9 protein-coding genes are annotated in these 15,471 nt (G+C 44.4%); 7 read left to right on the top strand and 2 right to left on the bottom strand.

Going from position 1 to position 15,471, the window contains the following annotated elements:
• Window positions 1-75: 75 nt before the first annotated feature.
• The 7 genes from AAH944_RS07540 to AAH944_RS07510 all read left to right on the top strand — a co-directional run bounded on the left by AAH944_RS07540 (window position 76) and on the right by AAH944_RS07510 (window position 13,547).
• The gene (locus AAH944_RS07540; RefSeq protein WP_415533967.1) at window positions 76-654 is read left to right on the top strand and encodes a PadR family transcriptional regulator; all 579 of its coding nucleotides are present in this window, start codon (window positions 76-78) and stop codon (window positions 652-654) included.
• 252 nt (window positions 655-906) lie between these two features.
• The gene (locus AAH944_RS07535) at window positions 907-1,548 is read left to right on the top strand and encodes an alpha/beta fold hydrolase (RefSeq protein WP_415533965.1); all 642 of its coding nucleotides are present in this window, start codon (window positions 907-909) and stop codon (window positions 1,546-1,548) included.
• A gap of 138 nt (window positions 1,549-1,686) precedes the next feature.
• Window positions 1,687-3,558, top strand: a complete 1,872-nt coding sequence (locus AAH944_RS07530) for an ABC-F family ATP-binding cassette domain-containing protein (protein WP_415533963.1) — start codon at window positions 1,687-1,689, stop codon at window positions 3,556-3,558.
• Window positions 3,559-3,649: 91 nt separating this feature from the next.
• Window positions 3,650-5,269: an ABC-F family ATP-binding cassette domain-containing protein gene (locus tag AAH944_RS07525; RefSeq protein WP_415533961.1), complete on the top strand. Its 1,620-nt coding sequence runs from the start codon at window positions 3,650-3,652 to the stop codon at window positions 5,267-5,269.
• Between the two features lie 273 nt (window positions 5,270-5,542).
• Entirely contained in the window at window positions 5,543-11,566 is a 6,024-nt protein-coding gene (locus AAH944_RS07520; RefSeq protein WP_415533959.1) for a right-handed parallel beta-helix repeat-containing protein, read from the top strand.
• A gap of 10 nt (window positions 11,567-11,576) precedes the next feature.
• On the top strand, window positions 11,577-11,864 hold the full coding sequence (locus tag AAH944_RS07515) for a hypothetical protein (protein WP_415533957.1): 288 nt from the start codon (window positions 11,577-11,579) through the stop codon (window positions 11,862-11,864).
• 879 nt (window positions 11,865-12,743) lie between these two features.
• Window positions 12,744-13,547 carry an RNA-binding protein gene (locus tag AAH944_RS07510; protein WP_415533955.1) on the top strand — a complete coding sequence of 268 codons (804 nt, stop codon included), beginning with the start codon at window positions 12,744-12,746 and terminating at the stop codon, window positions 13,545-13,547.
• A gap of 133 nt (window positions 13,548-13,680) precedes the next feature.
• Here the strand turns inward: AAH944_RS07510 and AAH944_RS07505 are convergent, their stop codons facing one another.
• Together AAH944_RS07505 and AAH944_RS07500 are read right to left on the bottom strand one after the other, a co-directional pair.
• Entirely contained in the window at window positions 13,681-14,337 is a 657-nt protein-coding gene (locus tag AAH944_RS07505; RefSeq protein WP_415533953.1) for a hypothetical protein, read from the bottom strand.
• A gap of 271 nt (window positions 14,338-14,608) precedes the next feature.
• A complete protein-coding gene (locus AAH944_RS07500) occupies window positions 14,609-15,286 on the bottom strand; it encodes a C40 family peptidase (protein ID WP_415533951.1) in 678 nt (225 codons plus the stop codon).
• Window positions 15,287-15,471 lie beyond the last annotated feature (185 nt).

Genomic DNA, 15,471 nt, shown 5'->3' with positions numbered 1-15,471 from the left:
TTTTATAAATGGGATAGCACTTTACAAATACAATAACATATGTTATTAATAACATATGTTATTGTATTATTTTGAATGGAAGTGAAGAAAAAAATGATGCCCATGATGATGTCCATTAATTATGCGATTCTGGGAATTCTCAGTACGCAGTCTCTGACGGGGTATGATCTGAAAAAAATTATTCAGGATTCATCGTTTATGTATTGGTCCGGCAATAACAATCAGATCTATAAAGCCTTGGTTGAACTGCTGAACCTGGGTTTTGTGACCAATGAAATCCAGATGCAGGAAAGTTCACCTGCCAAAAAAATATATACGATCACGGCAGAGGGGATCGTAGAATTGAAAAAATGGGTGCTTTCAACACCGGAAATCGCGGAAATCAAAAAAACCTTTCTGATACAGCTTGCCTGGTCGGATCTCCTGAATGATGAGGAATTAAAAAGTTTGCTGTTGGCATATGAAGAGCAAATTAAAATGCAGATCATCCTGGAAAAAGAGAAAAGCCGCAGAGGCAGGTTTTCACCAGCCAGAAGCAAAAGGGAACTTACTATGTGGGAGATGATTCAAGAGAATATCATTTCATCCTGTGAAAATGAACTGAGCTGGCTGGAAACCGTCCGGAATAAGCTTAGCGGCGATTTTCAGCAATAATAAACGACAAGAAGAAAATGGCAGATGAATATTCAGTGGAGGGAAAGCTATGAAAAACGGAATGGCCTTCCGCACTCCGGAAGGGAAAAAAGAAGTTCTCAGAATGTATGATGCTTTATTGGAACAATGGTCAGCGCAATATGAGACGATCCATCTGACTACCCGGTATGGCAAAACGTTTGTTTTAGCAGGAGGCGATCCAAACGCGCCGCCGTTGATCCTTCTTCATGGCAGCGGGATGAATTCCGTGATGTGGCTGGGGGATATGCCGACCTATATGAAGCATTTTCGCGTCTATGCCGTCGATATTCCAGGGGAACCAGGAAAAAGCGCCGAAGAACAGTGCCTTTCGACAGTTCTGCTTATGCGGAGTGGCTTGATGATGTCTTCAAAGCGTTAGCGATTAGCAAAGCAAGTATAATCGGGATTTCTTTAGGTGCCTGGCTTGCAATCAAGTATGCTGTTTTCCAACCGGAAAAAGTAGAAAAGCTTGTCTTGCTTTGCCCATCCGGAGTCGGACCGCAGAAGCTATCTTTTCTTTTTACTGCGATGTTCTCTATGTGCTTTGGAGATCGCGGGCTAAAAAAACTATTCTATAAAGTGAATGGGAATCAGCCTATTCCCGATATCGTATTGGATTATCAACTGCTGATCGGTAAGAGTTTCAACTTTCGCCGTGAAATGATACCCATTTTTTCCGATCAGGAACTGAAATCCTTAACGATGCCGGTAGTTTTATTTGTAGGCGGCAAAGATATCATGCTTCATTCGGCGAAGACTGCTTGGCGGATGAAAACATTAGTTCCGCAGGGCAAGATCAATATTCTACCCGAGGCAGGCCATACACTTACCAATCTAACCACGGAAATCTATGATTTTTTAATTCAGGAATAATGAACATTCTTTTATTTTTTTACGTAGTTATTAGAAATTTTAGGTGCGATATGATATCTTTAACATTGGCTGCCTTTGGAAGGCGTTATTTTACCGTGAGAATGCCAAACTATTTTTAGCCAGTGTGAGGTGCTTCATTTGATTTTATTATCGGCAGAAAAGATTACGAAAAGTTATAGTGAGAAAAAACTCTTAAAAGATATGTCTCTATTCATCAATGAGGGAGACAAAATCGGTGTGATCGGGATTAATGGCACCGGTAAATCGACCTTCTTAAAGATTATTGCCGGCATAGAGAACCCTGATGCCGGAGCCGTAACGACGGCTTCTGGGGTCAGGATCAGTTATCTTCCGCAAAATCCTATTTTCGGTGAGGGTCTGACCGTTCTGGAACAAGTATTTCTGGGAACGTCATCTGAAGTCCGGGATTTGATGGAATATGAAGCCAAGTCTATTCTAACCAGGCTGGGTATTACGGATTTCTCGATGGATGTCAGCTTCCTGTCAGGCGGAGAAAAGAAACGCGTTGCGATCGCGCGTACATTGGTCAAACCCAGTGAAATCCTGATTCTGGATGAACCGACCAACCATTTGGACAATGAAATGGTCCTCTGGCTGGAAAATTATCTGCGCAAATACAGCGGAGCGATGATCATGATCACGCACGATCGCTATTTCCTCGACAGGGTAACCAACCGTATGATTGAGATCAGTCAGGGAAATCTGTACAGCTATCCGGCGAATTATTCCAAGTATTTGGAGCTGAAAGCCCAGCGCGAAGAAATGGAAATCAGCACGGAAAGAAAAAACAGCAGTCTCTTCCGAAGAGAACTGGAGTGGATCAGCCGCGGTGCCAGAGCCAGAGGGACGAAAAGTAAAGAACGGATTGAGCGTTTCAGACAATTAAGCGAGAGAGATAAACCGGCAGACAGGGAGAAGCTGAACCTCAGTTCGGTGGCATCCCGCCTTGGTAAAAAGACCATTGAAATGAACCATATCGCAAAATCCTATGCCGGAAAAATGCTGATCCGGGATTTTGACCATATTATTCTGCGTGACGCCAGAATAGGCATTGTTGGCAAAAACGGCTGCGGCAAATCGACCCTGTTAAAAATGATCATGGGCTCGGTTGAAGCGGACAGCGGGACGATCGTTACAGGCGAAACCGTCAGGATCGGTTACTTTTCGCAGGAAAGCGCTGAGATGGATCCCTCTCAGCGCGTCATCGCCTATATTCGGGATATTGCCGAAAACATTGAGACGGTGGACGGAACAGTGACTGCCACGCAAATGCTGGAACGCTTCCTGTTTCCAGCTGATTTACAGTGGAATACGATTGCCAAGCTTTCCGGCGGCGAACGCAGACGACTTTATCTGCTCAGCGTGCTGATGAAATCCCCGAATATCCTGCTGCTGGACGAGCCGTCTAATGATCTGGATATTGAGACGCTGAGCATCCTGGAAGATTACCTGGAGAACTTCAACGGTGCTGTGGTCGTCGTCTCCCATGACCGTTATTTCCTGGATAAAGTCGTAGACCGGATCTTTGAATTCCAGGAAGACGGGACACTGCGGCAATATGTCGGCGGTTATTCCGATTATCAGGAACAAATTACGGATAAGGGCAGAGAAGAAAAAGATAGTTCTAAGAGAAACAGTCCTTCAAGTGGTTCAAGTACTTCAAATACTTTAATCACTTCAAGCAACATGGGCATTTCAGACCAATTTAATTGTACTGATCCCCAGGGTGAAACCGCCGAACCCAGGAAAAAATTGAAGTTTACCTACAAGGAAGAACAGGAATACGGAAAAATCGAAGAAGAGATTGCACAGCTCGAAGCAAACTTGCGTACACTGGATGAAACCATTTCGCGGGAGACCAGTAACTATGCAAAATTGCAGGAATTGCTTTCCGAGAAAGAAGAGCTGGAATGTACCATTGCCGGCAAGATGGAACGCTGGATATATCTGAACGATCTTGCTGAAAAAATTGCTGCTGCGAAATTATAATCCTTCGACAAACGCTGATTACTTATGTTATAATGACTACTTGATTGTATTATAATGGCGACTTGGTTGCACGAATAAGGATGGTAATAAAATGATCAGTACGACTGGAATATCTCTTCGTTACGGCGGACGTGCGTTATTTGAAAACGTCAATATTAAGTTCATCCCCGGGAACTGTTATGGACTCATCGGCGCGAACGGCTCCGGCAAATCGACCTTTTTAAAAATTCTCTCCGGTGAGATAGAAGCCAATAAAGGAGATGTCTCGACTGACCCCGGCGAAAGAATCGCCGTCTTAAAGCAGAACCACTTTGAATTTGACGAAGTTGAGGTCTTAAAAACCGTCATGATGGGTCACAAAAGGCTCTGTGAGGTTATGGATGAAAAAGAAGTTCTCTATGCCAAACCCGATTTTTCCGAAGAAGACGGCATGAAGATCGCCGAACTGGAAGCGGAATTTGCGGAAATGAACGGCTGGGAAGCTGAATCCGAAGCGGCAACGCTCTTAAACGGACTCGGTATTGGCGAAGAGTACCACGATAAAAAGATGAAGGAACTCGACGGCAATGAAAAGATCCGGGTCCTTTTGGCCCAGGCTCTATTTGGAAGTCCTGATATCCTGCTGCTGGACGAACCTACAAACCACCTCGACATTGCCTCCATTACCTGGCTCGAAAACTTCCTGTATAACTTTGAGAACACCGTGATCGTCGTTTCCCACGACAGACACTTTTTAAATAAAGTCTGCACGCATATTGCCGATATTGATTTCGGTAAAATTCAACTTTACGTCGGTAACTATGACTTCTGGTACGAATCGAGCCAGCTGGCGTTGAAGCAGATGAGAGACGCAAATGAAAAGACGGAAGCTAAGAAAAAGGAATTGCAGGAGTTTATCCAGCGGTTCAGTGCCAATGCTTCCAAGTCAAAACAGGCCACATCCCGCAAAAAACTTCTGGAAAAACTGACCCTGGAGGACATCCGGCCGTCATCCCGCAAATATCCGTTTGTTGATTTTAAACCGGATAGGGAAGCAGGGAATGACCTGTTGGCCGTGAACGGAATCAGCAAAGAAGTAGAAGGGGAGAAGATCCTGAACAATGTCTCATTTATCGTTAGTAAAGGTGATAAGATTGCGTTCGTAGGTCCTAACGGTCTGCCTAAGACATCCCTGTTTAAAATATTAATCGGGGAAACGACTGCCGACAGCGGAGATTTCAAATGGGGCGTTACCACATCCCAGTCCTATTTCCCGAAAGACAACGCGGCTTATTTTGACGATGTTCATCTGAGCCTTGTCGATTGGCTCAGGCAATATTCCAGTGATCAGACCGAGACCTTCGTCAGAGGCTGGCTTGGCAGAATGCTTTTCTCCGGCGAAGAAGCGCTGAAGGAAGCAGCCGTGCTTTCCGGAGGGGAAAAGGTCCGCTGCATGCTGGCTAAAATGATGCTTTCCGGCGCTAACGTCCTGCTGTTTGACGAGCCGACCAACCACCTCGACCTGGAATCCATCACTGCCTTAAATGACGGGCTGATCAATTATAAGGGAACGATTCTGTTTGTTTCGCATGACCACCAGTTTGTCCAGACTGTGGCCAACCGAATCATTGAAATCACGCCGAATGGAATCATTGACAAGCAGATCACGTATGACGAATATCTGGAAAGTGAAGACATTCAGGCGCTGCGTAAGAAGATGTACGAGATTTAGGATTAATTTTTATACTGCAAATAACCCCTAAACAAGGGTAAACAAACCGATATGATGCTGGTAATGGTCCTCGCAGACTGTTACCAGCATTTTTGTAAATTTAGCTGCGGCTGACGTTTTAGGTCTAAAGCACTATGATCCTGAGAATAAATCCCTATATAACCAAAAATAGTAATATGGTATAATTTTGGCAATATTTATTAATTTTGTAATAATATTGCCATTTGTTAGTTTTTATCTAAGGATTATGGGTTAAACGAGGGAGGAAGAAAAGTGAAAAAATTATGTTCAAGAATGTTATTCCTGCTATTCGTCGGCTGTTTCATTCTTCTGTTAAAATCACCCGCAGTCTATGCGGCGACGATCACTGCGCCATCTTCGATTACAGCTAATACAACCTGGACCAGCGATAATGTCTATGTGGTGTCATCCACCACAGTCCAACCAAACGTGACGCTGACTATCGAGCCTGGAACTGTGGTCAAATTGAACGCGATTAACAGCAAACTTGTGATTAAAGGCACTTTGAATGCACTCGGATCAGACACAAATCAAATCGCCTTTACGTCGATTAAAGATGATACATACGGTGGAGACACCAATAACGATGGTACGGCAACGACTCCGGCCAAAGGCAACTGGCTTTGCCTTGAGTCTTATACCGGCGGAACCATCAATCTTTCCTACTGCCGGATACGATATGGCGGGTATATCTATTCTCAGGTGTACAGCTCCGGCGGAAGCCTGAATATCAGCAATTGTGTTGCCGAACTCAGCAACACCAGAGGTATTGAAACGAATGGCACAGCCAGTATCACAAATACACAGGTATCAAATTGTACTACCCAGGGCATCTATGTAAAAAATAGTGCTCCTACCATATCTGGCAATACAATTAGTAGTTGTTCTAGCGGCATATATTTAGCAGACGGTAATATCCTCATCACAAATAATAATATCTCGGCGTGTTCATATGGCATTTATGTGCTAAAAGGAACGCATACCTTTTCCGCCAATACAATCACGAACAGCAGCACCTCAGCCATTGCAATTGAAAATGCAATATGTACAATTATAAACAATAGTATTTCCCAGTGTCCAAATGAGGCAATCCGCTATGTAAATTCGACCCAAGTACTGACAGGAAGTATAACCGGAAATACATTTGATAACTGCAAAGATTTCCTGGGGTTTCGGTCAAGCTTAATGGCAAGCTTATTCCCAACATTGATATTGAACAACAACACGCAGACTAACTGTACGTATGACGGTATATATGTTTATGCAAAAATAGGATCACAAACGCTACCTGTATATCAGGTTCCATATATTATTGAAAGTATGAATACCTCTGATGGAAGTACGGTGGAAATTCAGCCGGGAACGATATTTAAAATCTTAGATGACAAAGTCATTAATATAAAGGGGACCGTAAATATTATAGGCAATTCCCAAAATCCGATTGTCTTTACATCCATTAAAGATGATACCAATGGCGGAGATACCAATAACGACGGTACCCAAACTTCAGCAATGGCCGGGGATTGGTGGGGAATATCTATTGGAGAAAATGCACAGTTTATTGCGAAGAATGCAAAGTTTTTGTATGGTCTGGAAAATCTATCAGTTTTTAAAGCATTAAAAATTGACATTCGTAATTGTGAGGTAGGATATGGTGACGATAGAGGAATATCTATAAGCAATTGTAATAATGCTGTAGTTACTGACAGCAGCATCCATGATGACAACTCTATTGGTGGAATAGTGTTAAACGATTCCAATTCTGTGATTTTACGAAACAGCTTTTACAATAATAATAAAGGAATATACTTAACTCCTTCTGCCAATCAGACCCAAATCATGTTTAACAATTTTCACGATAATGGGATGGGTATAGATCAATTAATACAAGAACCTATCCAGGCAACGATTCAGTTCAATAACTTTAATAATAATACGTATGGGTTCTATAATTTTACCGGAACGGCAGATGTTCAATACAACTGGTGGGGAGATGCTTCCGGCCCGGCCCCGGCAGGTACCGGCGACGAAGTTTATCATGGAGATGCCGACCCTTGGCTGAAATCAGCATTTGTCGTACCCGAATCAGAATTCTACCTAGGTCAGCAGCATTGGGACTTCCTGTGCAATGACCCCGTAAATGCAGTATCAGGGAATTTCACGTATGAGAAAACAGACATTACGATACCAACCATTGGTGTACCTTTACAGTTTACTCGCTACTATAACTCACAGGATACCAGCACTTCCGGCCCTCTTGGCCAGGGCTGGCAGCATAACTATAACTGTACCGTCACGATCAATCAGGATGGTTCGGCTACAGTTCTGTATCCGGACGGCCACCAGGTGAAGTTTGCTTCCAGCAGCGGGACCTTCATCCGGCCTCCGGCCTGTTTTGAAAATCTGACCGAGGTTGCCGGAGGCTATGAACTGATCTTCAAGGATCAGACCGTCTATGAATTTGATTCTTCCGGCAGACTTTGTGCAATTAGGGATAAAAACGGCAATAGAACGACCCTGACCTATAACGGCACCCTTCTGCAAACTGTTACGGAACCAACCGGAAGAACCTTGCAGTTTGCCTATTATCCGGACAATAAGCTTCAGCAGGTTACTGATCCGGCAGGCCGAACCCTGGTCTTTACGTATGATACGTCCGGAAACCTTGAAACAGTGACCGATATCAACACCGGGGTATGGCAGTATGGTTATAGCGGAGACTATCTCTCGACGATCACCGATCCTAAAAATAATGTGACGGTCAACAACACTTACGATGTTCAGGGACGGGTTGTTTCCCAGCTTGACGGTGAGAACAATCAGACTGTCTTTGCCTATGATCCCGTAAACAGACAAAATACCGTCACAGACGCCAAACAAAACAGTGCTATCACCCAATATGATCCCGCCAACCGGATAACTTCGATTATTTATCCGGGAGGGATTACCGAAACCTTCACCTATGACGGCAATAACAACCGAACCAGCGTTACCGACAAGAATGGCAACACTACCGTATATACGTATGACGATATGGGCAATATGCTCACCAAGACAGATCCTGTACCATTAAGTTATGTCACAACGCTGACCTATGACACAAAAAACAATCCGATTACAATCGCTGATGCGGCCGGTTATACCACGGATATGACGTATGATACAAATGGCAACCTGCTGACCGTATCGCGTGAGGTTTCCGGTCAAACCGCCGTAACCGCGATGACCTATAACCAATACGGACAGGTCATAAGCATTACAAATCCCAACAACGGCGTAACACAATACACCTATGATACGTATGGCAACCGCATTTCCCAGACTGACCCGCTTGGCTATATCACCACGTACACGTATGATATCCTGGGACGCAAACTGACGCAGGTCGATCCACGCGGCAATGTTCAGGGGGGAAATCCGGACGACTACCAGAACACCTACACTTATGACCTCGCCGGTAATATGCTGACCATCACTGATCCCTTGGGAGACGTCATTACAAACACCTATGACCTGAACAATAATATGCTGACGATCACCGATCCGAAAAACAATATAACGACCTACACCTATGATGGTAACAACCGCCTGCTGACCGTTCAGGATGCATTAAACAATGTGACGACCTATACCTATGACGCGAACGGCAACAGGGCCTCCGTTACAGATCCGCTAAATCATACAACAACCTATGGTTATGATCCGCTTGACAGGCTGATATCGGAAACCAATGCGGCAGGGAAGACCGAAAGCTATACCCTGGACGGCAACGGCAATAAGCTGACGGTTACAGACCGGAATAACCATACCACGACTTATGTGTATGACGTCTTAAATCACAATACCCAGATCACTAATCATTTAAACAAACAGATTACCGTCCAGTATGATCCGCTTGGGAACAAACTGAGTGTCACGGATCAGCGCGGTAACACAACATCCTACACTTATGACCAAAATTCCAAAGTGCTCACGGTGACCGAACCGGGTAATCAGGTAACTACCAACACGTACGATCTGGCTGGGAATATGCTGACAACGATCAATCCACTGAACCAGGTCCGGACCTTTGTTTATGATGCAGACAACCGTCTGATCGAAACCATAGATCCGTTGCTTCATTCCACAACCGTTGGATATGATGAAGCGGGGAATGTGATTCTGAAGACCGATGCCAACAACGAGAACATCACGTATACCTATAACGCCTTAAACCAACTCGTGTCAGTAACCAATGCCTTAAACCAAGTCACGAGCTACAGCTATGATGAGAACGGCAACTTAACCGCAGTTACGGATGCCAACAACCATACCTCTTCACTGGGTTATGATGAACTTAACCGTAAAATCAGTGAGACTGACGCCTTAAATAATACCTACAGCTGGGCGTATGATGCGGCGGGTAATATCATCAGCTGGACCAAACCTGACCAATCGGCAGTCAGCTACGCGTATAATTCCCTGAACCAATTGACTACAGTCACTTATCCGGATCTCAGTCAGGTCACTTATACCTATGATGACGCCGGCAACAGACTGTCAATGACGGATCAGCTTGGAACAACCACCTATACCTATGACGACCTTGACAGGCTTGCCTCGATCATGCGGGGAGCCAATATCGCAAGCTTCGGCTATGATGATGCAGGTAACCTGGCATCCATCAGTTATCCCGGCGGACTGCAGGTGACGTACGGATATGATGCAAGAAACCTGCTTACTTCCGTCACAGATACAGCCAATACGACCACAATCACGTATGATGCAGCCGGAAACCGGATTGGTGAATCACTGCCGAACGGTGTTACTGTCAGCTATGAATATGATGACGCCGGAAGACTTACCCTTGTGGAACATGTCCTTGGCGGAACAACGCTCACTAAATCAGCCTATACGCTGGACAATGTCGGAAACCGGCTTACCGAAACAGATGAACTGAACCAAACCACGACCTATACCTACGATGACCTGTACCAACTGGCCAGCGCCGTCTATCCCGGCGGTCAGACAGTGAATTATACGTACGATCCTGCAGGCAATCGGACGCTCGCCGGGACAACCACCTATACGTACGATGCGGCCAACAGAATCACGCAGGCCGGTACGGATATCTACACGTATGATGTGAACGGAAACCTGACCGACGTAAACGGCACAAAGCTGTACAATTACGACGCGCTGAACCGGCTTGTCTCTTATACAGATGGAACAGACACGATTAACTATACCTACGACGGAGGCAGTAACAGGCTAACTCAGACCGTTATAGGTCAAAGCCCTAAGAATTATTCTTACTTCAACGTCCCGCTCGGAGGATTATCCAAGGTCTTGGTAGAATTAAACAGCGGAGAAAACTATATCTACGGCGGCAGACCTCTGTACCGAAGCTCTACGAGCGGCACGATTTTCTATCATAACGACGGCCACGGCAGCACCCTGAAGGTCACAGACATCTCCGGGAATATCTTAAACAGTTACAAATATGACGCCTACGGAGACTTAAGAGCATCAAATATAACCGTAGACAACGACATCCTTTTTGCCGGTGAATTCCAGGATGCTAACGGCCTGATCTACTTGAGAGCCAGATATTATGCTCCGAATGACGGAAAATTTTTGACACAAGACAGCTATCTGGGAGACATAAACAGTCCGGTAACGCAAAACCGGTATGCGTATGGAAACAATAACCCGGTGATTTATATCGATCCGACGGGGCATGTTGCTATATGTCCTTGGGATGTCATTGATATGATGCTGGCATCTTATAGTTGGACTCAGCTTATCGAAGACCCAAACCTAGATCATTTTTTAGTAGCGTTAGCGGATACGTTGGGCTTGTTCCCGGGGATTCCATCGTATACTTTACTAGTGGGAATGAATCAAGCTCTAAAGTATTCGGATAATTTTGCTGAATTTAAGGTAGCTTTGGATAAATTTCTGGTAACTAAGGGGGCGACTAATGGTGCAAAGACCACTTTGGACTATTTAAAGGATGTCCAAAAGATTAATGGTAATTATTATGCACCTAAAGCTACAATTGACGAAATCGGACAAATTGAAGCAAAAGGCGTAGATTTCAGTGATTTAAGTAGGAAACAGATTTCATCAAGAAGCTCAACAGAGGGCGGATTTTCTAAAGTATATAATTATTCTGACCAAAGTGGCGTCAAATTTGTTGTTCATGAGGTGACAGACGCTGCCGGGAACATTCTCCATCGTGATTTTGATGCAGTAAGAATTCAATCTGGTCAGTTGATTAATAAACTGAAGTAGGAGATTTAATATGAGCAGAGACGAGATAATTGCGATATTTGTTGGTTTGCTTAAAAAGTATATTTTTGAAGGCGTTGACCGATATGAAATTGTTGACGAACTCATAGAAAAGATAGATATTAATGAAATATATAGCTCTGACGATTTTGTTATTTCAGACTGCTTCTACGCTATAAAACACTTAACTGAAGATAAATATGAGACGTCAATAAATGAACTAAAATATTTTCTGGAATGTTTTGAAGGATTGAGGGAATATAATCTTGAGGAAAAGAATAATGTAATCACTCAAAAGTAACGTCTGTTAGAGGAAGTTCAAGTGCTGAAAAAATAGTTAAAGAATTCCCTAGGTCACACAGTTTCGACTGCTGTGGCCTATTTTTCTTATACCGGAGACAACAGAAAGAAAAAGCGGAACCGGAACCGGCCCAACCCTAACCTATTAATAGCTTTAGGTCAAGACAATAGCTGACAGCATATCAGCCGGATTATTTTAAGATGCAAGTAGTATAACAATACTAAAAAACACTTCATCGTACTGGCATACCACTACTATTGCGGGGATTTGAAAAGGCTGAATAAGTAGCAGTCATCTTTTTCAAATCCCCCAATGCCGAGCGGTAAGCCAAATTGCTTGATGGGTACACATAAATCCAGCTTGCTTAAAAAGTTGCTGTTTCCGGACTTTCGGAACCGAAATAACGTTGTAAGTATACCCAGGACCGAAACGTTAGATCAATTTCTCTATATTCTTGAAATTATTGCAGCATTGCCCGAAATACCAAAGCGAGCGTCAAGTGCCAGTGGCGTTATGCAAACGGGAATTTGAGCGTAGAAAATGTCAACAGTTCACATGCAGAAAGCCCAGGGGTTTTGACATTTTAGTGAGGTGAGGATTCCTGTTTGTAGCCACGAAAACGTGCGAGCGGGGTATTTTGGGCAAGGCTGCATACCCCATAATCACCAAAAAGTCAGAAATAAGACTAACCTTTACAGTGTTATTCCTATGAAAGCTTTAGACAGCTTGTCCCAGAATCTGAGGCGCCTCAGATTCTGGGACAAGCCTATTCGGAGGATAACTAAAAAGCTTAACTTAATCTTGATTTTAGCAGATTGAAACCATTATAATGGCAATAATCATCATTAACATAATTTGTAATACTGAAGGAACATAACAATGATCACAAAAGCCGAAACCGTAAAAAAATATGCCCAGGATGAAGAAAGCAGACTGCTGCTTGCGCGGGCGCTGGACAAACTTGATGAATCAGAAAAGAAAAATATTCCGGTTTGCACGCGGTTCTGCAGTGAACAGCAGCGGGTGCTGCTTGGAAATGCGCTGAAGGCGAGTGGAAACCCCCGGCACTTTTTCTGGGGAGGCTATGAAGGGGCTGGGCGTACCGTATTGGTCTTTCTGCCGGACTACCTGGAGCCTGAACAAGTCATTCAGGATGATGAATATTGCCCATTAGCTTTTATTCGGACGGAATATTCCGAAGACAGCGGCCTGTCGCATCGGGATTTCCTAGGTAGTTTGATGGGGGCAGGAATCAAGCGGGAAACGGTCGGTGACATTCTGGTCACAGAAAAAAGCTGTGATCTGATTGTCCTGAAAGAAGTCCTGCCGTTCCTGATAAATAATCTGCAATCAGTCGGTCGTGTCAAAATAAAAACAGCAATCATCTCTGCGGGATTGCTGCAAATACCGGAAGAAAAAGTTCTTCTGCTGAAAGACACCGTAGCCTCATTGCGGCTGGACAGTGTGGTCGCGGCAGGTTTTAACTTAAGCCGTACCAAAGCAGGGGAATATGTTGAATCCGGGAAGGTCATGCTGAATTCGCTGGAATGTGACAAAACAGATAAGACGGTTGCGGAAGGGGATACGCTATCTCTGCGCGGCTTCGGAAAAATCAAGCTTCAGGAAGTAGGTGGACTTTCTAAAAAAGGCCGCCAGTCGATCGTGATTAAAAAGTATGTCTAGTACAACGCTCTTGAAATAAATACCCAAATATATGCGTGCATTAGGTTCCCGGGCTGGTCTGTGTGCCATTATTTGAGTAGAGAATTTGAGAACGTTGCACGCGTACAAGGTATATAAAATAGTTACCCCACATTTATTCCCGCGCCAATCGTTCTGCTTCGGCCTTCGCTGCCCGAAAGCAGTCCTTGATTTCTTCAGCAGTCAAGACGGAACCTTCCTTTTGCTTCCTGAAATATTGCATCAATACTTTGCCGACTGCATAGCAGCTAATAAACACAAGCGAGGCTGTTCCCGGCGTACTGCCTGAGTCTGCGTCCAAGCCAACCCTGGTCAATCCTTCCAGACCATATTTGGCAGTAAGCGCAAGGCCGGCCTGCCCGGAAAGTTCGCGGAAAAGGCGCTGGGCGTCCTCGGGAGCCAGCGTTTGACCGGATTCTTCCGCCAGGCGCAGCGTCAGATATACCTCTGTGATTTGAAGCAGGATGGTATCCTTGTGTTCAGCAGCCGAGGCGGCTGTGCCGGCTGTCAGGACAATCAGCCGGTTCATTCTATCCCTGGCTTTATTTTGAGGAAGCTTATTTACGGCTTCCTCAATTTTATTTAGGTATTCTTCCGGCGTAATGGTTTCCGAACCACTGCAGACCGGACAGGATCCAGTGTCATGGACATGAACGGCATGGCCGGTCTGGGAATGGTCATGGCCACAGCTGCAAGACTGCTGATGCAGCGTGGAGTGATTGTGCCGATTAGGTTGATGATGCGGATGTTTTTTCGGATGGTTCGCAGGCATATGACATCCTTTCTATCCATAAAGGATAAGCTAGCAGAATGATTCGTATTTTGATGATTAATACGAGTAAACATTAAACAAAGTACGAAAGTGTTTTGTCTTAATATAACACAATCTGCGATTTTTTTTAAATACTTTTACAATGAAGCACTGATAAACGAATAAGCCACAAGGTCAGAAAAAATGAGAATGTCAGATATTATTCGATCCGGACATTCTCAAAAAATGAATATAGTTCAGCTGACCAAATAAAACATGTTTCAGCTGACAGCTAAATCACGCGTTTCGCCCCGAGATAGACAGATTTCCAGTAGGTACCAAAACTATACACGGCAACACCCTTGGAGCTTGAAGCATTAATAAACTGGTTATTGCCGATGTAAATCCCGTCATGATCCACGACACCATTTTTGGCAATCGAAAAGAAAACAATATCTCCCGGTTGTAAATTAGCGAAACTAACCGCTTTGCCAACCAGGTACTGGTCCCTGGAAATACGCGGCAGGGCAATGCCGTTTTGCGCAAAAACATATTGAACAAATCCGGAACAATCAAACCCAATCGATGGGGAAGTACCTCCATATTTGTAGGGGACACCAATATATTTTTGAGCCGTCGCGACAATAGAGCTCGCTTTGACGCCCTGCGCTTTATTCGTATAGGCGGTGTTTATGGCTGAAGCCGTGATCGGCCCAACAATTCCGTCAGCCGATAAATTCTTGGCTTTCTGAAAAGCGATGACACCGGCTTGTGTTTTGAGTCCGAAAATTCCATCCACTGTACCGACGCTGTAACCCAGATAGTTGAGTTTTGTTTGTAGTTCGACGACATCCGGCCCCGTCGAGCCTGTCTTCAGAAGTGTATCGCCGAGGGCAGCGGACGTTACCTGAGCTAAGCCGAGAATCAGGATAGCAGAAAGAAGCAGCGTCACAACAATTTTTTTCGTCATTGAAATCCTCCACTCCGTCAAATTTTTTCATCTGGATTCTGTACCGGTCACGTTCGCTTCTTACCAGTATTTTAACAATTCACTGGGAAAAAGGCATGTCCAAAATTCTGGAAATATTTATAACGCGGGAAAAGGATGATAATTTGTCTTCAAGATGATATATTAGGTGTGATCAGTTTTCATTA

This window comes from Dehalobacter sp. CP (assembly GCF_047652685.1).
In the GTDB taxonomy this organism is placed as follows: Bacteria; Bacillota; Desulfitobacteriia; order Desulfitobacteriales; family Syntrophobotulaceae; genus Dehalobacter.
Note: the sequence above shows the minus strand (reverse complement) of the source record. Positions and strands in the feature narration are given on the sequence as shown.

What these genes read in the sequence shown, in the direction of transcription:
- AAH944_RS07510 (WP_415533955.1), top strand. Translation starts at nt 12,744, where the DNA reads ATGATCACAAAAGCCGAAACCGTAAAAAAATATGCCCAGGATGAAGAA.
- AAH944_RS07500 (WP_415533951.1), bottom strand. Translation starts at nt 15,286, where the DNA reads ATGACGAAAAAAATTGTTGTGACGCTGCTTCTTTCTGCTATCCTGATT.
- AAH944_RS07525 (WP_415533961.1), top strand. Translation starts at nt 3,650, where the DNA reads ATGATCAGTACGACTGGAATATCTCTTCGTTACGGCGGACGTGCGTTA.
- AAH944_RS07505 (WP_415533953.1), bottom strand. Translation starts at nt 14,337, where the DNA reads ATGCCTGCGAACCATCCGAAAAAACATCCGCATCATCAACCTAATCGG.
- AAH944_RS07515 (WP_415533957.1), top strand. Translation starts at nt 11,577, where the DNA reads ATGAGCAGAGACGAGATAATTGCGATATTTGTTGGTTTGCTTAAAAAG.
- AAH944_RS07540 (WP_415533967.1), top strand. Translation starts at nt 76, where the DNA reads ATGGAAGTGAAGAAAAAAATGATGCCCATGATGATGTCCATTAATTAT.